Genomic DNA, 25,176 nt, shown 5'->3' with positions numbered 1-25,176 from the left:
GGGATATGGCTTATGCAGTAAGCGCAGATCTTAGCTTACCTTCACCGCTATGTTTAATTTCCGTTCATGCCCTTCGAGGTTACCGCCGCCGTTTTGCTGCCCGACCACATTCATTTTGTGTGGTCTTTGCCCCAGGACGATGATGATTACTCAAAGCGGGTCGGACGGCTAAAGGTGTTGTTTACGCGATCGCTGAAGGGAAGTTGTGCGCTACCGCAAGATGTTTGTATGTCTCGCCAACGGCAACGGGAAAGCGACGTATGGCAACGACGATTTTGGGAGCACACCATTCGCGATGAGGGTAATTGGGTGGGGCACATCAATTATTTGCACTACAACCCGGTGAAGCATGGGTTGGTGGAGTGCCCCCATCAGTGGGAGTTTTCGAGTTTTCGGCGGTTTGTTGGGGATGGGTTTTATGGAGGGGATTGGGGATGCCGGTGCGGAGGGAAGGAGGCAGCGGTTGAGTTTGAGGGGGAGGGGTTGGTGGTGGGTGAGTAAATGGGGTGGCGGGCAGTGCCTTAGTTAGCCCGGAAAGTCGCGAAGAAACTTGTCATCTGCACGACCTCTGTCCCCACTTAAGCCAACTAACACCTGGAACCGCTCTCTCATTTGAGTTCGATAAGGTTCTTGGAAATGTTTTTCTGATTTAAGCAGAATATTCGTAAATTCCCTTCCAGAATGACGTTCTGTACTCCCAAGCCCATATTTCATCCTGTTATATGTATAGGCAAGTTCTTGAGCAGCTGCCTCGATCTGTTCTTGAATTTCGCTCATCTTTATTCATCCCCCCTGCAGAAAAATAATAGAACGCGCCCGCCTATATAGTTCAATATTACTGCATTATTGAAACTTTGGCTAAAGAATTATTTTGTGAAGTTCAGTTTTGGTTTTTTCAAGAAAAATAAATATCTATAAGTTGTTCTAGATAGGTTTCCTTGGATTTAGAGATTGATTGCTCGAAGTATTATTGAACAAGAGTATAACCCTGAGTAAAAATAAAAGCTTCGTATCTTCTCTTCTCGAGGAGCTTTAGCATTTAAGTTTAAATTAAGCCAAATTAATGTGAATTAAGGCTACGCTGATCCGTCTATAGTGACACATCAAATGTAATCGGAATCATCATCAAACCCGCTAATATATGGGGATCTGCTAGGCAGTGTTTGTAAAAAATTTGGACTATTTAGCTCCTGGGGCAGAATGTTCATGATTGATGTCATAAATTTCTCTATTTCGCTGTTTAATATGTGTATGACCTCAATGCCAGAATCACGATAACGCCTATCTCTACGAATTACATCGGGCAACAACTTATTATCTGAGTCAATTTCGATTGCAATCATTCTTTGCCCAGTCCAAAAAGCAAAGTCTACCTTTTGCATATGTGTTTTACACACTAGAATATCATCTATATAAAGATGCGCTTGTGGCAAAGGAAGTAAAGGACGCAATTGTTCCTGCAATGAAAAAACAGAGGGGCCATGCTCCCAAGCTTTGTCAGACCAATAGTCGAAATATATATCTAAAAATTTACTTTCGTAATTAGAGCCTAATTCGCAACGGGTTTTTAGGTAAGTATAAATTATCTGAAATCTGTGGCCAAATTCTCTAGCTGCATTATTAGAAATATCATCAAAATCGTATTCACTTCTGTCGAAATGCGGACTAACTCTTTTAAACGAGCCTACGAAATTGTCCGGCACAACATCCCAAAAATCGGCAATTTGCAAAGCCTTGCCTGCATTCTTGTCAATATAAGCGAAGGGAATCTTGCCTTCTAAATATGTTCCGTTAGGAGTCACTTTCGAAATTCTAATATTTTCGATTTCCCATTTTGGTCTTCCAAAGGGTACAATTAAATGATCTTTCAGGTATAACTTTCGAGCCATATAGCAATTCGAATTAATTTATAAAGGTAGGACGGGCATTTTGCTCGTGCAGGCGAGACGCTGAACTACGAATTTTCATGATTCACAAAGGATTGCTATATCAATACCCTAAAGTCACATCTACGCCAGCACGCTATCAGACTTTGCTTGTTTTTATCACCTCGTGATCAGAATAAATAGTGCTTATATCACTCAACAGTTGAGGCATATATCCCCTAGAATTCTATTGGTTTTGATTGGATGCGTTGATAGTTTATTATTTTATTTACAAAAAGATGTAGCTGTTTTAAAAGAAAGTTAGCTCTTTCGTTAGAACTAGGCTTTGCCAGAAAATATTTGAGTTCTTGCATGACTTTTGTCTTATTGGCACTATGTTCTTCGCCAGCGATCTCTTCGGAATGCCAAGACCCAGAAGAAATGTTTTGTGCTTCTTTCTTCGATTGATAGTATATCTCTTCTATTAACTTCCTGGCTTCACTGTACGAGGAGATTTCGGGTCGCTCCAGAAAACTTTCAACTATGGCTTTCAAGCGAGTTGTCTGATCGTCTGAGGTTGGAGTTGTCATTTTTTAGTATCCTGACTATATTTTTTCTGTTAATACTAGATTGAGCAGGTTTGAAAGTTGTCTATGTTAGCTAGTACTCTTATAGCACCGTAGGGTGGGCACTGCCCACCTTTCCACTCAGCCATCACCAACCCATCGGGAACACTGTCTTAGAGTATTTGCACCTACCCCCAGATGTCCAATTATCGACGCGCCTACACTCCTGGCGGAGCAATCTTTCTCACCCTGGTCACCTTCAATCGCAGACCCATCTTTGCAGAACCCGACAACGTAAAACGCCTGCGCCGGGCTGCGATCGCCGTTAAAGCTGAAATACCCTTGAGTTTGAGGGGAAGAGGGTGATGGTGGGTGAATTGATGGCGTGGTGGGCGGTGCCCACCCTACTTGACGCCAAACAGGGCGATCGCTGGGGCGATCGCAGCTAGGTTGGTGAGGGGCGAAGTGTCGCTGACAACAATCATTGCCAGTTGTTTTCTTCCAGGCTTTTCACATCCTCATACAGTTCAGTAATGCCATAGTGGAGCGGAATTTTGCGATCAGCAAGCAAGTGTTGAAAAGCAAGCTGATTCATACCCGCAAATCGGCTTGCCTGCCCTAGCGTAAAGCGCTCTTGCTGAAAGAACAGAACGGTAATTTCCTGCTGCAATTCTGCTTCCGTCATTTGAAGCGATTACAAAACTTTATCTGAAATAATGACGCTCATTGCATAGCCTGACTATAACCTTAGATCTAAGATAAGGGATTGAACCCTAAAGAAGCAGCCAAAAGCGATCGACGCATTACCTTAATTCTTCAAGCGGGGCTGAGCGCTTCGGCCCCGACCAAATGCCCCGTTTTTACATAGATCGTGCAGCCCTCGCGGCTAAACGGATTGTGGCGGCTGCCGTGGGGGCTGCGCAGCCAGGTGCCCGCCGGGTAGTCGCCGTGCTCATCGGAAAACACGCCTTCTAACACAAAGATCTCTTCGCCACCCCAGTGGGTGTGGGGCTGAAACTGGGTGTTTGGTGCCCACTTCACTAGAGCAACATTCTCGGTGCCGTAGGCGTGCAGCGGCATTACCTGCAAGCCTTCCACTAGGCCGGGGTGCCAGGGTGCGGTGGTTGTATCGACCACTACCCGAGTCTGGTCGTCGGGGTGCATTTGCCACAGCTTGACCAAGATAGTGCAGCCCGGCTGGCTCGATGGCGTATGGGTCGAACCGACCGGGTTGCGCACGTAGGTGCCCGCCGGATAGTCGCCGTGTTCGTCAGAAAACACCCCTTCGAGCACAAAGAATTCTTCACCGCCGCCGTGGGTATGGGGCGAAAAGGCACTGCCGGGGGCATAGCGCACCAGAGAGGTAGCGCGGGCCACTTCGTCACCGACGCGATCGAGCAGGCGGCGGTGAACACCGGGCATGGGCGAGTCTACCCAGGGCAGAGCGGGGGTGGTGAGAACGACGCGCTGGGTGAAATCGGCGTGGAGTTGCATAGGGGGTGGGGTGAATGGGGAGATGGGTGGATGGGTAGGGGCGAACGGTGTTCGCCCTGAAACGGTGTTTGCCCTGAAATGTATTTTCCTTTAATCAGGTTTGCCCTCAATGGGGCTTTCCCTATTCCATTATTCAGGATTTTGCCAGGGACCGGTGTCAGCTAAAAACGGCGAAAACTCTGGGGCTGACCCGGTGAGGGGCAGGCTGCCTGCAACCCGGTAGCCCTGGTTGAGCGAGAAACGCAGCAGACGCTCGGCTCCTGCGTAAGCCAAAATTGCGGGATCATCCCAAATAACTTCGGCGGTGCCGGTGAGGTAGAGCAAATCGCCCCGGTCAAAATCGATGAAGATCAGTCCAGCGCGAGGGTTGAGTTCTAGATTGCCAAAGGTGTTGAAGTATAAGTTGCCTGAAAAATCGGGAATGGTGAGCGTGTTGGCATCGTCAATTCGCACAAAGCCCGGTTTGCCGCCCCGGTGCGACACATCCACTCCGCTGACCGCTGACTCAGCCTGGTAGGCCGTAGCAATGAAGAAGGTATCTGCAGCGGCAATGATCGCGCTTTCGCATGCCCCTAGGGTCGTTAGGGAATGTACCGGCTTAGGTGCTGCCGGGTCAAAGGCGCGCCAGTCAAACCGCCGCGCCTGAATGTACTGGGGGCAGTTGCCAAAGCTCTGGCCCACCGCCACCGTTAATCCTTGGGGATGGCTGGCCGCTAGGGTGCCATTTAGGCGGTTGCGGCGGCGGCTGTGCAGCTCAATGCCCAGCAGGCCAATGTCGGCTCCGGCTACCAGATTGTGGTGCAGCGGGTCGCCCCAGAGAGGCTGTGTGGCGATGTGCAGATTGTGCTCATCGGGGGAGGTGATAAACCCCGGTGCCCCCACCAAAATAGAGGCCCAGGGCTGGCCCTGGCTATCTACCGTACCCACCAGCAAGTAAGAGAGTTGGGCAAAAAACTGGCGGTGCTGCTCGGGCAAATAATCGCGAATGATCCGCCGTCCCTGGCGATCGATTTGCTCTTGCACCCCCAGCCGCGCCTGAATTGCCCGTTCTCCAGGGTGAAAGGGGGACTGTTCGTAGGGCCAGCCAAGATTTGCCATGGGTATGCTCCTGCTGATTAGGGCTGAGGGGCAAACAACCGTTTGCCCCTACAGTGTGGTCAATGTGGTCTAGATGCCTGCCATCGGCATAAAGCCGGGGAGCTGCTTGATGCGATCGATCCAGGCCAGCACGTTGGGGTAGGCATCGAGGTCAATTTTGCCGTCGCGGGCCAGGGCTACGTAGGGAAATACCGCTATATCGGCAATGGTGGGGCGATCGCACTCTAGCCAGGGGCGGGCGCTGAGGTGCTGGTCGAGCTGGGTAAGAATGTGTGCGGCTTTTTGGTGCGATCGCTCGATGTTGATATTAGCCATCCCAAACAGATGGAAAAGCCGCGCATTTTCTGGCCCCTGGCGCACTTCTCCGGCAGCGGTTGAGAGCCAGCGCACTACCTGGGCTAGGGGCAGCGCCTCAGTAGGCAACCAGGTATCGCCACCATACTGCCGGGCCAGGTAAACCAAAATCGCCTGGGCATCGGCCAGGGTAACCTCACCATCGACGAGCACGGGCACCTGACCAAAGGCGTTGAGGGCAAGAAAGTCGGGCGCTTTGTGCTCGCCCTTCATCAAATCCACCTTGACCCATTCGTAGTCGAGGCCGAGTAATTCTAGAAAAAGACGGACTTTGTAGCTATTGCCAGAGACGTCGTGACCGTAGAGCTTAATCATGGGTTTCTACTCGCTAAATTAAGGAATTAGTCAAAGGAAATGCCTGGGGACAGGGCTTAGGTCTGGGTAAAAAAATCAAGTAGCGCTGCCGAAAATTGGTCTGGGGCATCCTGCTGTATCCAGTGGGATGCGCCTTCAATGGGCTGAAACCGAGCGCCAGGAATTTCGCTGGCCAGCTGTTGGCCATCCGCTGCTTTTTGCCAGGGGTCATCCATCCCCCACAGCACTAGGGTTGGGGCTGCGATCGCGCCGTGGCGATCGACTAACGCCATGGTTTGGTTAGTGTTGAGGGCCGACGCATTGCGCAGCAGACTCAACTTTCCTTCCTCGCTGGCCCAGGGGGCAATGATGCCAGCGCGAAACTCTGGGGTCAGCCGCAGTGCATTGGAGAGCCCCGCCGCCAGGCTGTCTTCCAGGGCTTGAACGAGATCGTCCACCGAGCGAGGCTGCCATCGCAGCGGATGGCCAAAGTCGAGCATGTCGTCGTCAAAACGGTCGTAGCAGACTGCGTTAGTGATGACTAGACGGTTCACCACCTGGGCATGCTCGATCGCCAGAATCAGCGCCACCGCCCCGCCCGTGTCGTGGCCCACCACATCGACCCGATCTAGGCCCAGGGCAGACAGTAAGGCCACAATCATGTGCGCCTGAGTTTGAAACGATCGATCAAAGCGATCGCGGCGATCGGACCAGCCGTGGCCGAGAAAGTCTGGGGCCAACACCCGATAGCCCGCCTCAACCAGGGGCGGTATGACCGCGTGATAGAGATAACCCCAGGTGGGAATGCCGTGCATCAGCAAAATGGTGCCTTGCCGAGCTTCACCCCTATCGATATACCGAATTGTGACGGGGATATGAGCAGCGGTGCCTGCGGGCACCACCATCTGTTGCTGAGCGGCCTTAAAGTCTTGCCAGGTGCTCCAGCCCTCGCAGGCTGGGAGCATATCATTGCCCAGGGCTGAACTATTAGACCCCATAACATACCTCTATAGACTCAGTACCGAACGTTCGGTACACAGCTACTGTACTGATCGTTCGGTATGATGTCAATAGGTAAAAAACGTTTTAGGTGATGCGCGGCGATGTCTAAACAAGCCTACGTGCCGTCTCTGCTCGATCTATTTCGGCAGTACGGCTACGACGGAGTCAGTCTGTCGAAAATCTCGCAGGCAACGGGCTTGGGCAAAGCCAGTCTTTACCACCACTTTCCCGGCGGTAAAGATGACATGGTGACGACAGTGTTAGATACCCTCGACCAGTGGCTGCAAGAGACGGCCTTGGCAGCGCTAGAGGGAGAAGGCGATGTCTTGACTCGGCTGGGGCGCATGGGCGATCGCATTCGTGAGTCCTACAGCCACGGCGAAAAGCCCTGTATACTCGCATCCCTCATGCTGGGTTCTGCCAAAGACGACTTTCAACTCCAGGTGCAGGCCATGCTCAGGCGGTGGATGGGGGCGATCGCCGCCGTTTTGACCCAGGGCGGCATGGCAGCATCCTTGGCTCAGGAGCGCAGCGAAGAGGCCATGATCGCTATTCAGGGCGCGCTGATTGTGGCGCGGGCCATGGGCGATGCCGCCATCTTTGAGCGCACTATGGAGCGTCTGCCCCAGCAGCTCTGCCGCTAGGCTAACCGCGCTGGCCTATGCTGGGGCGATCGCTACTCTGGTGGGGAACTGGCCCTGGGGGTCAGCACGGTCTGAATGGCGGTGGTGCCGCTGAGCAGGCGGTGAACGGGGCAGCGATCGCCGATGTCCTGCAGGCGCTGCCGCTGTGTTTCCGTCAAGTCGCCTACCAGAGTGAGGTAGACCGCAATCACCGACTGTTTGTCTACGGTTTGCAGCTCCGCCGCCACGTAGACATTCTCGACCGGCCAGCCCTTGCGCTCGGCATACATTTTGATGGTGATCGCCTTGCAGCTGCCCAGCCCGGCCAGCAGCAGCTCGGTGGGAGTTGGCCCCCGATCGTTGCCGCCCACGGTAATTGGCTCATCGGCAACCAGCTCAAACTGGCGCAGGGCAATATCTTGGCCGTAGCGCGACGCATTCGACGAAACCTGCACTGAGGTCATACAAATCTCCATTGCCCCTAACGGTTGACGCTAGAGGGCGATCGCAGGGGACAGTTCTCCCGACACAATTTGCACCGAGTCGGGGTTGGCCCAGAGCACCAGTTTAGGGTCGTAGGGGCTATTGAGATACTGGTGTCGGGGCAGTAGCCGCAAAGAAAGCCCCTGCAAGCCGCTGGCAGTGTACTGCATTTCTAGGGTATAGAGGCTGCGGTCTTGGTCGTCTTGCCCCCGGTAGGTCATGGGGATAGCGGTGCCCGCGTGAATTTCGCCATCTACCGAGACGGTGCCCTGGTAGAGCTCGACTTCAACGTCGTCGGGGGTCAGTTCGCCGAGGCGCAGGGTGGCGATCACCTTAAAGGGCTGATTGACCTTGAGGTTGGTGGTGGCGGCGATGGCAACTTGTTCAAAGCGGATGTCGTACCAGTGGTTAGTGAGGTGGTCTTGCCAGGTGGCGAGCTCTTTGCCGGGGCCGTAGTTTTTGGCGACTAGGGCGTGGGCGCGATCGCTGGCCGCAAAATAGCCCAGGTTCGCATAGTCTTTGACCATGCGGGCCGTGTTGAACTGGGGCGTGTTGAGGGTGATCGCCTGCTTCATCTTGGCCACCCAGCCGCGAGGGATTTCGTCTTTGTCGCGCTCATAGAACAGCGGCACCACTTCTTTTTCGAGGATGTCGTAGAGGGCGTTGGCCTCCACATCGTCTTGGTAGTCGGGGTCTTCGTAGTTTTCGCCGTGGCCGATGGGCCAGCCGGTGAGACTGTAGTCGGCCTCATCCCACCAGCCGTCGAGCACGCTGAGGTTGGGCAGACCGTTCATCGCCGCTTTCATGCCGCTGGTGCCAGAGGCCTCGCGGGGGCGGCGGGGGGTATTGAGCCACACGTCGCAGCCCGCCACCATGTCTCGCGACAGGTGAATGTCGTAGTTGGGTACAAACACCAGCGACTTGCTCAGCCCCTCGTCACGGGTAAAGTGCACAATGCTGCGAATTAGCTCTTTGCCGGGAATATCTTTGGGGTGGGCCTTGCCCGCGATCACAAACTGTACCCGGCGACCGCTACCGCCGATAATCTTGCGAATGCGATCGAGGTCGTGGAGAAAGAGGGTGGCCCGCTTGTAGGTGGCGAAGCGGCGGGCAAAGCCGATAGTCAGCACAAAGGGATCGAGACATTCTTGGGCCTCGGTGAGCTCGCGAGCCGAGGCACCACGCTCTTTTAGACCCTGGGTGAGGCGATCGCGCACGGTCATCACCAGGTGCGATCGACATTGCTCGTGGTTGCGCCACAGCTCGTCGTCGGGGATAGTCTGCACCCGCTGCCACAGCGAGGCTTCTGGGCTGGCCTGAGCCCAGTTGGGGCCGAGGTAGCGATCGTAGAGTATCTGGGTTGACTTGGCGACGCAGCTGCGGGCATGCACCCCGTTGGTAATAGCCTGAATGGGCACCTCTTGGAGGGGTAGCCCCATCCACAGATCGCTAAACATATGGCGGGAGACTTCGGCGTGGAGCTGGCTCACCCCGTTGATAAAGGTGACGGTCTTAATCGCCAGCACCGCCATGCTAAAGGGGGCCGAAAAGTCTCCCGTCTGGGTACGGCCCAGGGCGAGAAACTCGGCCTCGCCCAGGCCAAAGCGATCGCGGTAGTGGCCCAGGTAGTGCAATACCTTGTCGGGTGGAAACAGGTCGATACCGGCGGGCACCGGGGTGTGGGTGGTAAACATCTGGCTAGCCTGGGCCACTTGCAGCGCCTCGGCAAAGCTCAGACTGGCTTCATCCATCAGCACCCGCATGCGCTCTAGGGCCATAAAGGCGGAGTGGCCCTCGTTCATGTGGTAGGCGGTGGGCGCGATCCCCAGCGCTTTTAGCATGCGAATGCCGCCGATACCCAACATGATCTCCTGGTGGATGCGCATGTCGATATCGCCGCCGTAGAGGCGATCGCAGATATCCTGGTCGTACTGGTTATTCGGCTCAATATTGGTATCCAGCAGGTACAGGGGCACCGTGCCCACCTGCACCCGCCAGATCCGCGCGTACACCACCCGGCCGGGATACTCCACCTCGATGCGCAGTTCGTTGCCCTCGGCGTCGTGCTCTAGGTGCAGGGGCATGTTGTAAAAGTCGTTGATCGGATAGTATTCCTGCTGCCAACCGTCGGCATTGAGGTATTGGGCAAAGTAGCCCTCTTGGTAGAGCAGACCCACCGCCACCAGGGGCAGGCCCAGATCGCTGGCGCTCTTGAGGTGGTCGCCGGCCAGCACCCCCAAACCGCCCGAGTACACTGGCATACAGGTGGTGAGGCCAAACTCCATAGAGAAGTAGGCATAGTTCTCCCCCGGCACCGGGGTGGGGCGGTGCTTTTTGTACCAGGGGCGATCGTGCAGATAGTCTGCTAGCCGCTGGGCGGCCCGATCCATCTGAGCGAGAAACCCTTCATCTTCAGCGATCGCGTTAAGACGCGCCTGGCTGATGGTGCCCAGCATTAGCACCGGGTTGTAGCGGCTCGACTCCCACAGGTCGCTGTCCAGCCGACGAAACAAATCGACCATCTCCACATCCCAGTCCCAGTGGAGGTTGTAGGCCAGAGTGCGGAGCGCCTCCAGCCGCTGGGGCAGCGCCGGCGTGACATTGAAGGTGCGAATCGGTCGCATAGAGCAGAAGGTCCATGAACGGGTGGGGAGCAGCTTGCCCGGTTAGCCAGGGTTCAACCGGCCTCTCCACTGTACTGCCTCTCACCCTCTCGCTCACGGGCAAGCTAAGTCAAGCCCCTGGTGTCACAGCATTCTAGCCCCGAGGCGACTGCTGGGAAGTCGTGGTCTGGTGGTAGGCATTGCCCGCCCTCCGGTGGTTCCAGTCGCTGGATCAAGCTGGAATCTGCTGGCCTGGAAGCTTCCCCAGTGCCCCGAGGCGGCCGGGATCTACCGGCGGGTCGCTAGAAGGGAATATCGTCGTAGCTGGCGGGCTCGGTGGGCGGGGCCGCAGCGGGGGCCGCCATCGGAGCCGCCGCCGAGGGGCGAGAGGCCGCCGGGCTCGGGGTGGCAGATGGGGGCGGCACTGCGGCAGGCGGGGCCATGGGCATGGTGCCCAGATCGCCCACGTTGTAGATGCGCGATACAGTCATCTCCACCTGCTTTTCTTTGAAGCCCTCGGGGCGCTCGACCACATTCATGGCCAGGCGGCCTTCGAGCATTACCCGCTGGCCCGCCTGGTATTGAGCCTGAATGTCTTGGGCCAGATTGCCCCAGCCCACCACCTTCATCTGCGACGAGGGGTCGCCCTCCCGCAGACCCGGAAACTGCACCACAAACTCGGCTACGGGCGTTTGGTTGTCGGAGGTGTAGCGCAGCTGGGGCGACTGCACGATCTCGGCCATTATCAGGCAATTGTTCATAGCGGCATGGTCTCCTTAATCCCCTGTTCTTTCTCGATGAAGTTTTGGACGTGGTTTTGGTACTTGCCCATGGTTTCATCGAGCCACTCGCGGCTCTCGCTGTTGCCGTAGAGGTGCACCAGGGGCTCACCGGCATCGGGCAGTACTAGCACCCAGTCGTCGGGGTTGTCGCCCAAAATTTTAACCCCATCGATGAGCTCTAAACGCTCCGGTGGGTTATTTTCGACCAAGTAGCGCATCAGGGCACCCTTCACCGTCCAGGGGCAGCGCAGGGTCTGCATGCGGTAGGCCATGCGGGGCAGGTCTGACCAGATCTGGCCGAGCGATCGCTGCTGCAGGCTCAAAATCTCAATCAGCTTAGCAATACAGAACATGGCGTCAAAGCCAGGATGTAGCTCGGGGAAAATAAAGCCCATCTCGCCACTGCCCCCCAGTACCACGTTGGGGTTGGTCTGGCAGGCTTCCATCAGGGCGGTGGGGTTGGCCTTGGTGCGTATCACCTTGCCGTCGTGACGGCGGGCGATGTGCTCGATCGCCCCAGAGGTGTGCACGGGCACCACAATGGTGCCCCGAGGGTGAGAGCAGAGCATCATGTGGGCCATCAGGGAGGTCAGCACTTCGCCGCGAATGCGGGTGCCGACTTCATCGACGAGAATTAGCTGCTCACCGTTGGCCGACACCTGGGCCCCAAAGGTGGCCCGCAGCGACTGCACCACCTGCCCTAGCTGGCTCAGCATCACCTCACGCTCATCATTAGAGAGGGCCATTTGCCGCAGGCTAGCGTTGAGCACCACCGCATCGCAGTCAAACTTGCCGAGAATCTGAGGCAGCACCGCCCCTGACACGGCATAGAGGTAGTCAATCACCACCTTTGCCTGACTGTTAGTGACTGCCTCGACATTGAGGTGTTTTTCAAAGGCGGTAATGTAAGTCGAGACCACGTTGGTGGGATAGGTGACCGTGCCAATCTCATGGACGGCGGCGCGGCGTAGATCTTCTTTAAAGTAGGCACCCTCGATCTTTTTCTCTTTGCCTTTGGGGATGTCGATGCCCTTGTCGTCAAAGAACTCGATCAGCACATAGTCGGGGCGATCGGGGTGCAGCCGTACATGGATGCCCCCGGCGACGCCCATTTGGGCCAGCACAATGCGGGCCACCGGAATCGCTGTGGCCTCTAGGTTTTGCACGTTGACGCCGACGGACATGAGGCCCGCAATCAGCGATCGCGACACCATGCGCGAGATAGTGCGCTGATCTCGCGATACCGTCACGTGGGATCCCTGCTTCAGCGTTGAGCCAAAGGCGGCTCCCAGCTTGACCGCAAACTCGGGGGTGATGTCAATATTGGCCAGCCCCGCTACCCCCCGCTGACCAAACAGATTGCGCTGGGCCGTATTGCCCCAGATAAGGTTGATGTTCAACGTTGCACCCGACTCAATTTGCTTGCTCGGCCAGACCCGCACGCCAGGGCTGATTTGGGCCTCCTCGCCCACCGTAGATAGAGGGCCAATCACCGCCCCCTCCAGCACGTGAGAACGGCGGTCGACCCTTGCCCCTCGGGCGATGCTGCACGCCCGCAGATGCACTTCGTCACCGACGATCGCCCCATTCCAAACGATCGGCCGCTTGAGGTCGGCATCGTTGCCAATGGTGACGTTGTCGCCGATCACGGTGCCCGGCTCGATCACGGTACGCGCACCGATGCGGCAGTTGTTGCCAATCATTACGGGCGGGTGAATCTGAGCCGTTGGATCTATCTGAGTATTTTCGCCGATCCAAACGCCGGGCGATGTCTCGGGGTATGCATAATCGACCACAACTTTGCGATATAGAGCATCGTACTGGGCCTCGCGATAGGCCTCCAAATGGCCCACATCACACCAGTAGCCATCGGCCACGTAGCCATACATGGGCTCGCCCTTCTCCAGCAGCAGCGGAAAGAGATCTTTAGAGAAGTCAGACTCTTCGCCATCGGGCAGGTAGTTGAGCACCTCTGGCTCAAGAATATAGGTGCCGGTATTCACCGTGTCAGAAAAAATTTCGCTGGTGGAGGGCTTTTCTAGAAAGCGCTTAATGCGGCAGTCTTCGTCGGTGATCACCACCCCAAACTCAATGGGGTTGGGCACTCGGGTCAGCACCAGGGTAGCCTTAGATCCTTTTTGCCGGTGAAACTCAATGGCGGCCTTGAGGTCAAAATCTGTCACGCTGTCGCCGCTGATCACTAAAAAGGTGTCGCTGAGCAGGTCGGCAATATTTTTGACGCAGCCAGCGGTGCCCAGGGGCTGGTCTTCTTCGACGGCGTAGGTCATCTGCACGCCAAAGTCGCGCCCGTCGCCAAAGTAGTTGCGCATGACGTCGGGCAGATAGAAGAGGGTGGCGATCACCTCGCTAATGCCGTTGCGCTTGAGTAGGTTAACAATATGTTCGGCAATGGGCCGATTGAGAATCGGCACCATTGGCTTGGGCAAATCACAGGTTAAGGGCCGCAAACGAGTCCCCGAACCACCGGCCATCAGCACTGCGCGCATAGTGTCTCCTTCCTGCTGTTGAATAATTCCCACTGGGGGCACCTCTGCCCAGATTAACCACTGGTCAAAGGCGAGAATGATGTACCAACCAGAGTCAACATCGTTGGGGATGTCTATAACCTTACTCCGGCCTTGGTACGTCCTAGGATAGATTAGAGTAAATGTACTGATCTATATCTCTATCCCAGGTGAGATCTGTGAACCGGATCATGGCTCGTTGCCATCCGTCTAAGGTTAAGACGATGGCCATGCGATCTACTACGAGATTGGTATGGTAGAAGCATAGGTGACCCCAGGGGAAAGGAGCAGTGACGATGAGTACATTGATAGTGCTTTTGCTGGCCGGTATCTACGGTGGTGGGGCGTTTAAGTTTTGGACTGGGTTTAACCGCACCAACTTCACCGAGGGCAAGGTGAAATTTACGGTGCTGTGGCCCCTGTTTTTGGCTCTCAGCAAGCCGTACCGCGAAAACTTTAGCCGAGCCCTGAAGGGATGAGCAACGCGAAAATTAGTCGTCTTCCCGGGGTTGACCCGTCGCCCTGGGGGCCGCTGGTGCAGGCGGTCACCCGCCGCTACGACCAGGAGTTTGGCGGCCAGCCCTTTGACTTGCCCCCCGAGGTCGAAGAGATGCCGGTGTTTCAAGACTGGATTGGCGGTTCGCTGACGCCGCGGATTTCGACGCCGTTTTGGCAGGCGGTGAAGCCCCGCAAGCGCGATCGCTGCCTTGATATCGGTTGCGGCATCAGCTTTTTGATCTATCCCTGGCGAGAGTGGGAGGCCCTGTTCTACGGCCATGAAATTAGCTCAGTGGCCTGTGCCGCCCTCACCGCTCGCGGCCCCCAGCTCAACTCCAAGCTATTTAAAGGGGTCACCCAGGGGCCAGCCCACCGGCTGGAGTATGAGCCCCACTCGTTTGATATGGCGATCGCCACCGGAGTGAGCTGCTACTACCCCGCCGACTACTGGGTCGAGGTGCTCCAGCAGGTGAAAACAATTCTCAAGCCCGGCGGCTGGTTTTTGTTTGATGCCATCAACCCCGACGCTGAAATCGCTGAGGCCTGGGCCATTCTTGAAACCTACCTGGGGGCCGAAGTGTATCTAGAAGCCCTCGATCGCTGGCCGGCCCTGGTCAAGGCCGAGGGCGGGCGGGTGGTCTCGACTAAAGACTACGAGCTGTTTCGCCTGTTTAAGGTGAGGTGGGACGGGTAGGTTGCGCTAGTATGGGCGGCGATATGGGGCTATTTCTGGGGCCAGGAGGTGGGGTATGGGTTTGGTCTGGGGAAGCCCAAAACGGTGGCTGGGGCTGGTGTTAGCGCTCAGTCTGCTGGGGGGCTGCAATCGGGGCGCTGAGGTGTCAGACACCCCTACTGAGCCAGGGGCGGCTGGCGAGATCGCGCCTGAGTCTGGCAATGGCTCAGAGGCACCGGCGGGGGAATTTGAAGACGAAGGGGGGTTTCGCTCGACGCCGATCAACCCGACCCGCACGGCCCATCTAATGACCCAGGCGACCGGGTCGCAGATCAACCTGCGATCGCAGCCCACCACCCAGTCTGAGTCTAAGGGCTACGGCCTCGGCGGCGATCAGATTACCCTGCTGCGGCTGGCAGAGGGTGAAGGCGGCTTTAGCTGGTACTTTGTAAAATTTTCTCAGTCGGGGGCCGAGGGCTGGGTGCGCGGCGACTTTGTCGATACTAGCGGCCAGGCGGCTAGCCCGGCCCCCGGTGTAGATTCTGACCCGGCCCCCGGCACTAACCCAGACATCAGCACCGGCCCCTGCGGCGAGGCTAACCGCCCCGAGGCCTTTTTTGAGACCAAATCGTTTACCATTCATCTCTGCCAAACCCCTCGGGGACTCAGCTATATCGGCATTAATAAAGCCAGCAATGAAACCCTCACCACCGCCGATGTGCAGCTCAACCAGGGGACTTACATCGCCATCAACGGCAACTACCAGTACCACATCAATGACAACTCGCTGACGGTTTACCAAGTCACCAGCGGCAGCTATAACCAGCTCGAAAACGAGGCTGTTATGCGCCACGAACGGTTTTTGTATTAGTCGTCAAAGGCAGCCATTCCTCAGGCCCGAACTCGGCCTGCCGAGCTGGTTGTGGCGAGATTTTGGATCAGCACTTAATGGGGGCAATCTAATGTTAATTACCCCAGCGATCGCGGGGCGATTAGCTTAGCGTAGTCCAATGGATAAAACATCCAGTGGGTGCCCTCACCCTACATTCCTCTCTCAGAGCGAGAGAGGGTCTTTGAGTCTGTCTGTCTCTCCTGCTTCCATTTTGGGAGCAGGGGCTGGGGGATGTCGCTGGCTTGCCGCAGGGTGGGCCAGACGGATGGTCATTTTCATGGATCACTCTAAAAATTGATTAGAAATGCTGCACTCAATGACGTCTTATAACGATAGGTTGCGCAGAGGCCTGTCGCTCTACTACTGGGTGGCGTTTAGGGAACGCTAAACTGCACATCAAACCTGATCCCAGTCCAAGGGCAGAGTTTTGCCTGTGGGAAACTACAGATTTTGAGATGAGACTGGGTACAGCGTTCTCGCACGGGGTATTAGGGGCTACATGGTAACGGACGTTTTAGCTCGAAACAATGTGCGGGTGATGGGCCATGGGCCAAGGCCGATGGTGTTTGCCCATGGCTTTGGCTGTGACCAAAACATGTGGCGGTTTGTCGCCCCGGCCTTTGAGGCTGACTACCGCCTAGTTTTGTTTGACTATGTCGGGTCGGGTCAGTCAGACCTCAGTGCCTACGATGCCGGGCGCTACAGCCAGCTAGAGGGCTACGCCCAAGATCTGCTAGAGGTGTGCGAAGCCCTAGACCTCAGAGATGTGGTGCTGGTTGGCCATTCAGTCAGCAGCATGATTGGCCTGCTGGCGGCTATTGAGGCCCCCGATCGCTTTGAGCGCTTGGTGATGATCGGCCCATCGCCCTGCTATGTCAACGACGCGGAGCAGGGCTATGTGGGGGGCTTTGAACGCCAAGACATCGACGATCTGATCGACATCATGGAGAAAAACTATATCGGCTGGGCCAGTTTTTTGGCCCCTGTGGTGATGCAAAACCCCGATCGCCCCGAGCTAGCCCAGGAGCTAGAGGGCAGTTTTTGCTCGACCGATCCCACCATGGCGATTCGCTTTGCTAGGGCCACGTTCTATAGCGACAACCGGCAGGATCTGGTCAGGGCATCGGTGCCGTCGCTGATTTTGCAGTGTAGCGACGATGCGATCGCCCCCCTTGCGGTGGGCCACTACCTGCACCAGCAATTGCCCGATAGCACCTTTCAACTGATGCAGGCTACGGGGCACTGCCCTCATATGAGCCACCCCGACGAGACCATTGCGCTGATCAAGACCTATCTGGAGGCGGCTAGCAACGGCTAAGGCCATGGTAAATCTCGGCTCTGTACCTATGTCAGTTCCCCAGGATATTGATCCCCGCTTGGATGCAGCCCCCTGCGGTTTTTTCTCGGTGCGTGATGACGGTACCCTAGACTACGTCAATGCTACGCTGCTGGCCATTTTGGGTTGGGATCGGGCTAGCCTGACGGGGCAGACCATTGGGCGTATCTTGCCTATGGCCAGCCGCATTTTCTACCAGACCCATGTGTTTCCGCTGCTGCGGCTGCAGGGCTCGATCGATGAGATCTATCTGTCTCTGCGACCGCAATCGGGGCCAGACATTCCCGTATTGCTCAACGGGGTGCGGCGGCAGCACCAGGGGGCAGCCATCAACGACTGCATTGTGATTGTCATTGGCCAGCGCATTCAGTACGAAGCCGAGATTCTCAAGGCCAAAAAAATCGCTGAGGCGGCGATGGCGGCCCAAAAGCAGGCCGAGGCTACTCTTCAGCAGCAGTACGAGCGCGCCGTGGCCCTGGCCCAGATTACTCAGCAGATTCGGCAATCGCTGGAGCTGCCAAAGGTGTTTGCAGTGGCGGCCTACGAGCTGCGCCAGTGCCTCGGGGTTGACCGGGCCGGCATTTTTCGATTTGCCGACTCTGGGGATGGGCTGGTCTCTGGTTTGGTCTCTGAGGCCGTTGCACCGGGGGTGGCGTCGGTGATGGCATCGGCGTTGCCCCATCAGGGTTTCGGCGACTACTATCAGGGCATTCGCCCCAATGGTGGCACCCTGGCGGTGCGCGATATTCACGGGGTCAGCCTGCTGCCAGAGCACCAGCGGCTGCTGGCCCAGTTTCAGGTGCAGGCCACGCTGGTGGTGCCGCTGCGGGCGGGCGATGACATCTGGGGGCTGATCTGCTTGCACCAGTGCTCTGGGCCGCGCTACTGGCAAGCGGTGGAGATCGAGCTAGTCGAGAATATTGCCGTCCAGTTGGCGATCGCCATTCAGCAGGCTGACCTGTTCCATCAGCTGCAACAGGAGCTGCGCGATCGCCAGCGCACCGAAGCCCAGCTTAACGCTACCAATGCTGAGCTTAGGCGCGCCCAGGGGCTGCTAGAGCAAATGGCTTTGACCGATGCCCTCACCCAGATTGCCAACCGCCGCCACTTTAACGATCGCCTCACCCAAACCTGGACCCACGGCAACGGCGAGGGGCAGCCCCTAGCGCTGCTGCTGTTTGACATTGACTACTTCAAGCTGTTTAACGATACCTACGGCCACCAGCGGGGCGATGACTGCCTGCTGGCCATTGCCCAGGCGGTGCAGGCGGTGGTGTGCCGCCCGACCGATCTGCTGGCCCGCTACGGGGGCGAAGAGTTTGCGGTGATTTTGCCCAATACCGATTTATCGGGGGCGATCGCTGTAGCCCAGCACATTCACCAGGCGATCGCGACTCTGGCCATCCCCCATGAGACCTCCACCGTGAGCGATCGGGTGACCCTCAGCCTGGGCCTCAGCGTGCTGACCCCTGGCCAGGGTCTACCGACAAACCTGCTGCTCAAACAGGCCGATCAGGCGTTGTACCAGGCCAAGCGTCAGGGGCGCGATCGCTCGGTGGTCTTTGAGGCCGAGCCTGGCCATCGCTGTCTGTCATCGCCGATCGGCTAGCGATCGCCCCACCCAAGCAGAACCCATCGAAGTCTGGGCCGGGAGGTAGGTGTAAGGTGAGAAGGGCGATCGCCCCTGTCACTCTATACATTTCTGCTGCCCTGCTATGGCTGATACCATTCCGCTGGTCTACCTGCCTCTGTTTTTGCACTGCGTGATTGGGCTGGTGGCGGCCCAGGTGGCCCAGCGCAAAGGCTACGACCTAGGGCTGTGGTTTGTGTGGGGCATGGTGGGGGGCACCCTGGCTCTGGTCGATGCCCTCTGTCGCCCGCGCCGGTCGGCCCTATGAGCCGGTCATGGCCCGGCTGGCTCAAGGGCTGGCTGCCTGACTTCGATCGCCGCGTGTGGATTTTGGCCTTTGGGCGGCTGCTGTCCCAGGTGGGCATTGGCTTTACGCTGTTCTACGCGCCGATTTTTTTTACCACCCAGGTGGGGCTGTCGGCCACCCAGGTGGGCCTGGGCATTGGCCTGGGGTCGGTGGCAGGCATAGCGGGTCGGTTTTTGGGTGGCTCTATGGCCGACTCGCCCCAGGGAGGGCGACGGCCTACCCTGCTGCTGTCGGCTCTGCTGTCGGCCCTGGCCGATGGCGTGCTGCTGCTGGCCAACGATTTCTCAATCTTCTTGCTGGGCAATCTGCTGATGGGGTTTGGGGTGGGGCTGTACTGGCCCGCTGCCGAGTCGGTGGCGGCAGACATTACCGCCCCAGCGCAGCGCAACGAGGCCTATGCCCTGGTGCGCCTGGCCGACAATCTGGGCCTGGGGGTAGGGGTGGTCGCCGGAGGGGCGCTAATTTCGCTGACGGGGGCCTACCGGGCGCTGTTTGCCGTAGACGGCATTACCTTTTTGCTGTTTTTTGGGATTATCTACGTCGCCATTGCTGAGACCCGCCCAGCGGGCAACCCGACGCGATCGCTGTGGCAGGGCTGGGGAATCGCCCTGAGAGACAAAACGCTGATGGTCTACGCCCTGGTCAATGTGCTGCTGACGGGCTATCTGGCTCAGATTCAAAGCACTCTGCCGCTCTATCTCAACCGCTTTGTGGGCGAGGGCGAGGGGCTGAGCGAGGGCACCTTGAGTATGCTGTTTACCGGCCATGTGGTGCTGGCGGCGATCGCCCAACTGCCGGTGGCTCGCTGGCTGCGGCGCTACCGCCCCGCCCAGGGGCTAATGGTGTCATCGCTGCTCTGGGGGCTGGGCTTTGGGCTGGTGTGGCAGTCGGGCAAGGGCGGCTCGCCGCTGCTGTGGAGCGGATTAGCTCTGGGGGTGATGGCTCTGGCTATGGTGGCCTACACGCCCATTGGCTCTGCGCTGGTGGCGGCGATCGCCCCCGCAGCTCTGCGCGGTGTCTACCTGTCGGTCAATTCGATGTGCTGGGCAGTGGGCTACCTGATTGGCCCCCCGGTGGGCGGCTGGGCACTCGATCGGGGCGACGCCGCTGCCCATAGCTTTTGGCTGGGGATGATGGCCACGGTGCTGCCCGCTTTGGCGGTACTGGGCTGGCTCGATCGCCGCCTGCGTCATCCCCGATAATGTCGGCTTCCTTCTATGGTTCTAAATGGGTTTTAAATGATCTAGGGTCTGTGAATAATTCAGGCTAGAGCTTTTATGGGGGAAAATACAGTCATCCCTCACTCCCCAGGTCGCTCTATGGCTTTTCGCTACGGTCACGGGCAACGTTTTGTTATCAGCACCAGAGCTTTGGCAGGATGGCGGCTAGCCAAATTTGTGCTGCTCCTGGGGCTGGGTTTGGGGATAGCGGTGGGCTTGGTCCTGCCGCTGCGGGCTGCCGATCAGGTGGTGCTAGAGTTTGGCCCCTTGAGTCGATCGATATCCACTGAGTCGCTGGTGACGTTTGCTGAGACCGGGGTGGTCGATCGCCCCCTGGCCCCTTTCCTCAGACGCCTTGACGCAGCCCAGCGAGAGCGGCTGCGCGCCGCCCTAGGAGCCCAACGATCGACAAATCTGGTGCCTATTTCCCAGTGGTTTAACAGCCCTATGGGCGATCGCAGTCTAGAGTTTTTGGGCCAGGTGGTTCGCACCGAGGCCGGTCTCAATGGTCGTCAGGCCCTGCGGGCAGCGATCGTGGCGGCGGCGGCGGATGGCAATATTTCGGCGATCGATATCATGCGCCACTTTCCCACCACCAGCCTGCGGCTGGATCTGGCCCAGGCCCAGGCTATTGGTCGTCAGGTGCGGGCCGAAGCCCGAGATACCCTAGCCATTGCCGCTGCCATTGAGCAACAGTCTAGGGCCGACGCCGCCCTGCAGCCAGCCGTTGACCTGGCCGCCCTGCCCGACCTCACCCAGCCCGGCCCCTACGCCATTCGCCAGGTGCCCCTCACTCTAGTCGATGCCAGCCGAGACCGCACCTACCCCGCCGATGTCTTCTTGCCCCAAAATCTGGCGGCGATCGCAGGCCCTCTGCCCGTGGTGACCATTTCCCACGGGCTGGGCGACAGCCGCACCAGCTTCTTTGCACTGGCAGCCCACGTCGCCTCCTACGGGTTTGCCGTGGCGCTGCCCGAGCATGTGGGCAGCAACAGCAGTCAAAAGCAGGCCATGCTCACCGGCCTAGACCGCGAAACCTTTAGAGTCCAAGACTTTTTAGACCGCCCCCTCGACATCAGCTTTTTGCTCGATGAGCTAGAGCGGCTCAACGCCACCACCTTTGAGGGGCGGCTCGATGTCAGTCGAGTGACAGCGGTGGGGCACTCCTTTGGCGGCTATACCGCCCTGGCCCTGGGTGGGGCGACCATTGATTTCGATCGCCTGGCCCAGCGCTGCGACCCCGCCGCCAACCTGCTAGCTGATGCAGCCATGGTGCTCGAATGCCGCGCCTTAGAACTGCGGGACAATGCGGCGGTGATGGCGCGACTGGCCCAGGGTACCCAGGACGATCGCGTCAAGCTGGTGATCGCTCTGGCTACGGTGTCTAACCTGTTTGGCCCCCAGGGTGTGGCTCAGGTTTCTGTGCCCGTCATGCTGCTAGGCGGCGAAGTTGACCTGCTGGCCCCCGTGGTGCCCCAGCAGGTGGCCGCCTTTAGCTGGCTCCAGGGCTCAGACCGCTACCTCTATCTGGGCGAAAACACCTCCCACGGCCCCGACTTTACCAAGATATTCACCCAATTTTTGTATGTTGACGCTTCCCTAGAGCAGAGCCTTGACGAAGCGGTGAACGCCACGCGGGGGGTGATTAAATCGCTGGTGGTGGCCTTTAGCCAGGTCTACCTCAACGAACAGGACGACTACCGCCCCTTTTTGCGATCGGCCTACGTAGAAGCGGTCAGCGCCGACCCCTTTCGCCTGCACCTGGTGAGAGATCTGCCCCCCGCCGTGCTCGAACGGATAGAGTCGGGGCTCCCCGGCCTGGAATAATGGGGGCAATCTTTCCCCTTGACTCACCCATGACCGCTCCTAGCGTAGATTCTTCCAAATCCATTGCCCTACCCGAGATGGGCTGCGGTACCTGGGCCTGGGGTAACCGGCTGCTGTGGGGCTACGACCCCACCATGGATGACGAACTCCAGCGGGTGTTTAACCACTGCCTCAGCCATGGCGTCACCCTGTTCGACAGCGGCGACTCCTACGGTACGGGGCGGCTAAATGGCCGCAGCGAGGTGCTGCTGGGGCAGTTTGCCCAGGATTATCAGGGGCCGCATCGGGATCGCCTCTGCCTGGCCACCAAGCTGGCGGCCTACCCCTGGCGGATCACCCCTGGCTCGGTGGTCAAGGCGGGGTTGGCCTCGGCCCAGCGCCTGGGTCGCCCCATTGACCTGGCCCAGATGCACTGGTCTACCGCCAACTACGCCCCCTGGCAGGAGGGGCCGTTTCTCGACGGGCTGATGGATCTCTATGCCCAGGGGCAGGCGCGGGCCATTGGCTTGTCAAACTTTGGCCCCCGGCGGCTCAAACTGGCCCACCAGCGATTTCAAGATCGGGGACTGACCATTGCCACCCTGCAGGTGCAGTATTCGCTGCTGTCGACCTACCCGGTCACCGATCTGGGGCTCAAGGATCTCTGTGATGAGTTGGGCATTCGCCTGATTGCCTACAGCCCCCTGGCCCTGGGGTTGCTGACGGGCAAATACTCCGCCTCGGGGCCGTTTCCCCCTGGGATTCGAGGTCTGTTATTTCGCCAGCTATTGCCTCGCATTCAGCCGCTGCTAGATACTTTGGGGGCGATCGCTACCCATCGCCAAAAAACTTCTGCCCAGGTGGCCCTCAACTGGTGCCTCTGCAAGGGCACGATCCCCATTCCGGGGGCTAAGACCCTGGCCCAGGCCGAGCAAAATACGGGTGCCCTGGGGTGGCGACTCGATGCTGGAGAAGTGGAGGCATTAGATCGAGCGGCCCAGGGTGGCTTAGGCCGGGCCGGAGGGGGCCAGATGGTGCAAAATATTTTTCAGTCTCGGTAGGGGGCGCACTGCTGTCGCTTCTCAGTCATGACGGTACAGTTTCTCAACCGGGCCTGGGCTAGAGTGAAACCAATAAGTTTGGGTCATAACCATGGGCAACAATAACGGTGCCGCTGTGTCTAAGGGCAACCCATCCCCCAGCGTTGACAAGTCAAACAAAAAAAAGAAGCATCAGAAAAAAAAGCATAAAGACCAGAAAATCTCCAAAAAAGACCTCAAAAAGGCCAGTGCAAAGCTGGCGGAGTCGTCATTTTCCCCTTACCTCTCAGAGTCGGAGGGCAGCTCTAAGCTATCTAGCAAGGTCTACGAAAAAGAACTGTCTCGCCTGCAGGTAGAGCTGGTAAAAATGCAGTATTGGGTGAAGCACACCGGCACCCGGATCGTGATTATTTTTGAAGGGCGCGATGCGGCGGGCAAGGGGGGCACCATTAAGCGCTTTACTGAGCCGCTAAACCCGCGCGGCTGTCGGGTGGTGGCCCTGGGTACCCCCAGCGATCGCGAAAAAACCGAGTGGTACTTTCAGCGCTACGTCACCCACCTGCCCGCTGCTGGCGAGATCGTCTGCTTTGACCGCAGCTGGTACAACCGGGCTGGGGTAGAGAAGGTGATGGGCTTTTGCACGGATGAGCAGTACCAGGAGTTTATGCAGACTTGCCCCGAGTTTGAGCGCATGCTGGTGCGATCGGGGATCATCTTGATCAAGTACTGGTTTTCGGTGAGCGACGACGAGCAGGAGCGACGGTTTCAGTCGCGCATTACCGACCCCGCTCGCCGCTGGAAGCTCAGCCCCATGGATCTAGAATCGCGCGATCGCTGGGTGGAGTATTCCCAGGCTAAAGACAACATGTTTGCCCATACCAACATTCCCGAAGCGCCCTGGTTTACCGTCGAGGCCGACGACAAAAAGCGGGCCAGGCTCAACTGCATCAGCCACCTGCTCAGCAAGATTGACTATGTGGATATGACCCCCGAGCCGCTAGAGCTAACCCCCCGCAAGAGCGCCCCAGACAACTACGTGCGACCGCCCATCAATGAGCAATTTTTTGTACCCCAGCGCTATTGACCAAACGGGTGGGTGGGTAGGCCGGGGGCGGGGGCGGCGATCGCAAACACATCCCCCGAGTAAAAGCCCTCCTGTAGCTCTTGCTGGCTCAGCCCCGCCGAGGCCGTGGTGACGTAGAGCGTTTGCAGATCGGGGCCGCCAAAGGTAGGGCAGGTAGGCCGCTGCACAGGAAAGGCGACCCGTCCTAGGGGCGCTCCCGTGGGGCTAAAGCAGGCGACGCACCAGCCATCCCACAGAGCCGTCCAGAGATTGCCGTCGGCGTCGATGGCCAGGCCGTCGGGCTCCACCGGTTCGTCGCCCAGATCCACGGCTACCCGGCGATCGCCAATCTCCCCGGTTGCCCCATCAAACCGATAGGCAAAAATCTTGCGCTGGGGCGAATCGGTCAAATAAAAGGTGCTGCCGTCGGGGCTCCAGCCCAGCCCGTTAGAGATGGTCAGCCCCGTTTCCATGGTGTGTACCGATCCGTCGGGGTCATAGCGGTAGAGGGCCGCGGTACCCGGCTCAGGGCTAATGGTGCCAATCCAAAAACGGCCTTGGGGGTCGCACTTGCCGTCGTTAAACCGGGTGCCGGGGTGGTCAAACTCAAAGGTTTTCAGGGTTTCGACCGCCCCGGAGGCGAGATCGAGGGTGGCGATCCTGTTGCCCATCGCCACCAGCAGCTGATCCTGGGGCATCAGCGCCAGGGCACTGCCCATGCCGCCCACATCCCAGTGGCAGTCGTCGCCGCTGCTGGGCTCAAACACATGCACCCGGTGGTTGAGAATATCGACCCAGTAGAGCACCTGCTTAGCACCGTCCCACAGGGGGCCTTCCCCCAGCCGAGCGCGGGCATGCAGTACGTTTTGGGCCGATAGCTGGGACAGATGAGCAGTGGTCATAGCTAGAACACCGAAGTAGTTTTACCGAAGGCTTGTACAGTCCGATCCTGGGCGTTTCTTATCTGAGGGCATCTGAGGATAGAAGCCCCGTGTTGTATTAGCAGTATCACCGCTGCATGC

At 57.9% G+C, this 25,176-nt stretch carries 26 protein-coding genes; 13 read left to right on the top strand and 13 right to left on the bottom strand.

The annotated features are described in order from the left end of the window. The first annotated feature begins 66 nt into the window (after positions 1-66). The gene (locus AC0QKW_RS10950; RefSeq protein ID WP_473151107.1) at positions 67-501 is read left to right on the top strand and encodes an REP-associated tyrosine transposase; all 435 of its coding nucleotides are present in this window, start codon (positions 67-69) and stop codon (positions 499-501) included. 24 nt (positions 502-525) lie between these two features. On the opposite strand, the gene AC0QKW_RS10945 is transcribed toward AC0QKW_RS10950, so the two are convergent. The 3 genes from AC0QKW_RS10945 to AC0QKW_RS10935 form a co-directional block, all read right to left on the bottom strand. Beyond that, entirely contained in the window at positions 526-777 is a 252-nt protein-coding gene (locus tag AC0QKW_RS10945) for a hypothetical protein (RefSeq protein ID WP_473151106.1), read from the bottom strand. 326 nt (positions 778-1,103) lie between these two features. Continuing rightward, entirely contained in the window at positions 1,104-1,889 is a 786-nt protein-coding gene (locus tag AC0QKW_RS10940) for a hypothetical protein (RefSeq protein WP_473151105.1), read from the bottom strand. A 215-nt stretch (positions 1,890-2,104) separates the two neighbouring features. Further along, positions 2,105-2,455: a hypothetical protein gene (locus AC0QKW_RS10935; RefSeq protein ID WP_473151104.1), complete on the bottom strand. Its 351-nt coding sequence runs from the start codon at positions 2,453-2,455 to the stop codon at positions 2,105-2,107. Positions 2,456-2,629: 174 nt separating this feature from the next. Between AC0QKW_RS10935 and AC0QKW_RS10930 the strand changes: the two genes are divergently transcribed. Further along, the gene (locus tag AC0QKW_RS10930; RefSeq protein ID WP_473151103.1) at positions 2,630-2,797 is read left to right on the top strand and encodes a transposase; all 168 of its coding nucleotides are present in this window, start codon (positions 2,630-2,632) and stop codon (positions 2,795-2,797) included. A gap of 115 nt (positions 2,798-2,912) precedes the next feature. Here AC0QKW_RS10930 and AC0QKW_RS10925 read toward each other — a convergent pair whose 3' ends face one another. The 5 genes from AC0QKW_RS10925 to AC0QKW_RS10905 all read right to left on the bottom strand — a co-directional run bounded on the left by AC0QKW_RS10925 (position 2,913) and on the right by AC0QKW_RS10905 (position 6,669). After that, positions 2,913-3,116 (bottom strand): UPF0175 family protein, encoded by a 204-nt coding sequence (locus AC0QKW_RS10925; protein WP_473151102.1) that lies wholly within the window; start codon positions 3,114-3,116, stop codon positions 2,913-2,915. 131 nt (positions 3,117-3,247) lie between these two features. Further along, a complete protein-coding gene (locus tag AC0QKW_RS10920) occupies positions 3,248-3,925 on the bottom strand; it encodes a cupin domain-containing protein (RefSeq protein ID WP_473151101.1) in 678 nt (225 codons plus the stop codon). Positions 3,926-4,054: 129 nt separating this feature from the next. Then, positions 4,055-5,023 carry a flavin-nucleotide-binding protein gene (locus AC0QKW_RS10915; protein WP_473151100.1) on the bottom strand — a complete coding sequence of 323 codons (969 nt, stop codon included), beginning with the start codon at positions 5,021-5,023 and terminating at the stop codon, positions 4,055-4,057. Between the two features lie 69 nt (positions 5,024-5,092). Beyond that, complete coding sequence (locus tag AC0QKW_RS10910) at positions 5,093-5,692, bottom strand: glutathione S-transferase family protein (RefSeq protein WP_473151099.1); 600 nt, start codon at positions 5,690-5,692, stop codon at positions 5,093-5,095. Positions 5,693-5,748: 56 nt separating this feature from the next. Further along, positions 5,749-6,669 (bottom strand): alpha/beta fold hydrolase, encoded by a 921-nt coding sequence (locus tag AC0QKW_RS10905; protein WP_473151098.1) that lies wholly within the window; start codon positions 6,667-6,669, stop codon positions 5,749-5,751. A 105-nt stretch (positions 6,670-6,774) separates the two neighbouring features. Here AC0QKW_RS10905 and AC0QKW_RS10900 point away from each other — a divergent pair, with 105 nt between their 5' ends. Next, entirely contained in the window at positions 6,775-7,317 is a 543-nt protein-coding gene (locus AC0QKW_RS10900) for a TetR/AcrR family transcriptional regulator (protein ID WP_473151097.1), read from the top strand. Between the two features lie 32 nt (positions 7,318-7,349). Here AC0QKW_RS10900 and AC0QKW_RS10895 read toward each other — a convergent pair whose 3' ends face one another. The 4 genes from AC0QKW_RS10895 to AC0QKW_RS10880 form a co-directional block, all read right to left on the bottom strand. Continuing rightward, on the bottom strand, positions 7,350-7,760 hold the full coding sequence (locus AC0QKW_RS10895; protein WP_473151096.1) for an OsmC family protein: 411 nt from the start codon (positions 7,758-7,760) through the stop codon (positions 7,350-7,352). A gap of 30 nt (positions 7,761-7,790) precedes the next feature. After that, the gene (gene glgP, locus AC0QKW_RS10890; RefSeq protein WP_473151095.1) at positions 7,791-10,403 is read right to left on the bottom strand and encodes an alpha-glucan family phosphorylase; all 2,613 of its coding nucleotides are present in this window, start codon (positions 10,401-10,403) and stop codon (positions 7,791-7,793) included. Positions 10,404-10,684: 281 nt separating this feature from the next. After that, entirely contained in the window at positions 10,685-11,143 is a 459-nt protein-coding gene (locus AC0QKW_RS10885) for a single-stranded DNA-binding protein (protein ID WP_473151094.1), read from the bottom strand. Further along, positions 11,140-13,671, bottom strand: a complete 2,532-nt coding sequence (locus AC0QKW_RS10880; protein WP_473151093.1) for a sugar phosphate nucleotidyltransferase — start codon at positions 13,669-13,671, stop codon at positions 11,140-11,142. The genes AC0QKW_RS10885 and AC0QKW_RS10880 overlap by 4 nt, the downstream gene beginning before the upstream one ends. Positions 13,672-13,985: 314 nt before the next feature. Between AC0QKW_RS10880 and AC0QKW_RS10875 the strand changes: the two genes are divergently transcribed. From AC0QKW_RS10875 to ppk2, 10 genes are all read left to right on the top strand, one after another. Then, the gene (locus tag AC0QKW_RS10875; RefSeq protein WP_473151092.1) at positions 13,986-14,168 is read left to right on the top strand and encodes a hypothetical protein; all 183 of its coding nucleotides are present in this window, start codon (positions 13,986-13,988) and stop codon (positions 14,166-14,168) included. Beyond that, on the top strand, positions 14,165-14,881 hold the full coding sequence (locus AC0QKW_RS10870) for a class I SAM-dependent methyltransferase (RefSeq protein ID WP_473151091.1): 717 nt from the start codon (positions 14,165-14,167) through the stop codon (positions 14,879-14,881). The genes AC0QKW_RS10875 and AC0QKW_RS10870 overlap by 4 nt, the downstream gene beginning before the upstream one ends. A 55-nt stretch (positions 14,882-14,936) precedes the next feature. Further along, positions 14,937-15,731 carry an SH3 domain-containing protein gene (locus tag AC0QKW_RS10865; protein WP_473151090.1) on the top strand — a complete coding sequence of 265 codons (795 nt, stop codon included), beginning with the start codon at positions 14,937-14,939 and terminating at the stop codon, positions 15,729-15,731. Positions 15,732-16,251: 520 nt separating this feature from the next. After that, the gene (locus tag AC0QKW_RS10860; protein WP_473151089.1) at positions 16,252-17,070 is read left to right on the top strand and encodes an alpha/beta fold hydrolase; all 819 of its coding nucleotides are present in this window, start codon (positions 16,252-16,254) and stop codon (positions 17,068-17,070) included. A 28-nt stretch (positions 17,071-17,098) separates the two neighbouring features. After that, positions 17,099-18,697: a GGDEF domain-containing protein gene (locus tag AC0QKW_RS10855; protein ID WP_473151088.1), complete on the top strand. Its 1,599-nt coding sequence runs from the start codon at positions 17,099-17,101 to the stop codon at positions 18,695-18,697. A 106-nt stretch (positions 18,698-18,803) separates the two neighbouring features. Beyond that, positions 18,804-18,986: a hypothetical protein gene (locus AC0QKW_RS10850; RefSeq protein ID WP_473151087.1), complete on the top strand. Its 183-nt coding sequence runs from the start codon at positions 18,804-18,806 to the stop codon at positions 18,984-18,986. Then, positions 18,983-20,227 carry an MFS transporter gene (locus AC0QKW_RS10845; RefSeq protein WP_473151086.1) on the top strand — a complete coding sequence of 415 codons (1,245 nt, stop codon included), beginning with the start codon at positions 18,983-18,985 and terminating at the stop codon, positions 20,225-20,227. Before AC0QKW_RS10850 ends, AC0QKW_RS10845 begins: the two co-directional genes overlap by 4 nt. A gap of 117 nt (positions 20,228-20,344) precedes the next feature. Beyond that, a complete protein-coding gene (locus AC0QKW_RS10840) occupies positions 20,345-22,072 on the top strand; it encodes an alpha/beta hydrolase (protein WP_473151085.1) in 1,728 nt (575 codons plus the stop codon). A 29-nt stretch (positions 22,073-22,101) separates the two neighbouring features. Continuing rightward, a complete protein-coding gene (locus AC0QKW_RS10835; protein ID WP_473151084.1) occupies positions 22,102-23,112 on the top strand; it encodes an aldo/keto reductase in 1,011 nt (336 codons plus the stop codon). A 91-nt stretch (positions 23,113-23,203) separates the two neighbouring features. Beyond that, entirely contained in the window at positions 23,204-24,175 is a 972-nt protein-coding gene (ppk2, locus tag AC0QKW_RS10830) for a polyphosphate kinase 2 (protein ID WP_473151083.1), read from the top strand. On the opposite strand, the gene AC0QKW_RS10825 is transcribed toward ppk2, so the two are convergent. Next, positions 24,169-25,056 (bottom strand): SMP-30/gluconolactonase/LRE family protein, encoded by an 888-nt coding sequence (locus AC0QKW_RS10825; RefSeq protein ID WP_473151082.1) that lies wholly within the window; start codon positions 25,054-25,056, stop codon positions 24,169-24,171. The genes ppk2 and AC0QKW_RS10825 overlap by 7 nt on opposite strands. Between the last annotated feature and the right edge of the window lie 120 nt (positions 25,057-25,176).

It is taken from the genome of Pseudanabaena sp. PCC 9330 (assembly GCF_055795045.1).
Note: the sequence above shows the minus strand (reverse complement) of the source record. Positions and strands in the feature narration are given on the sequence as shown.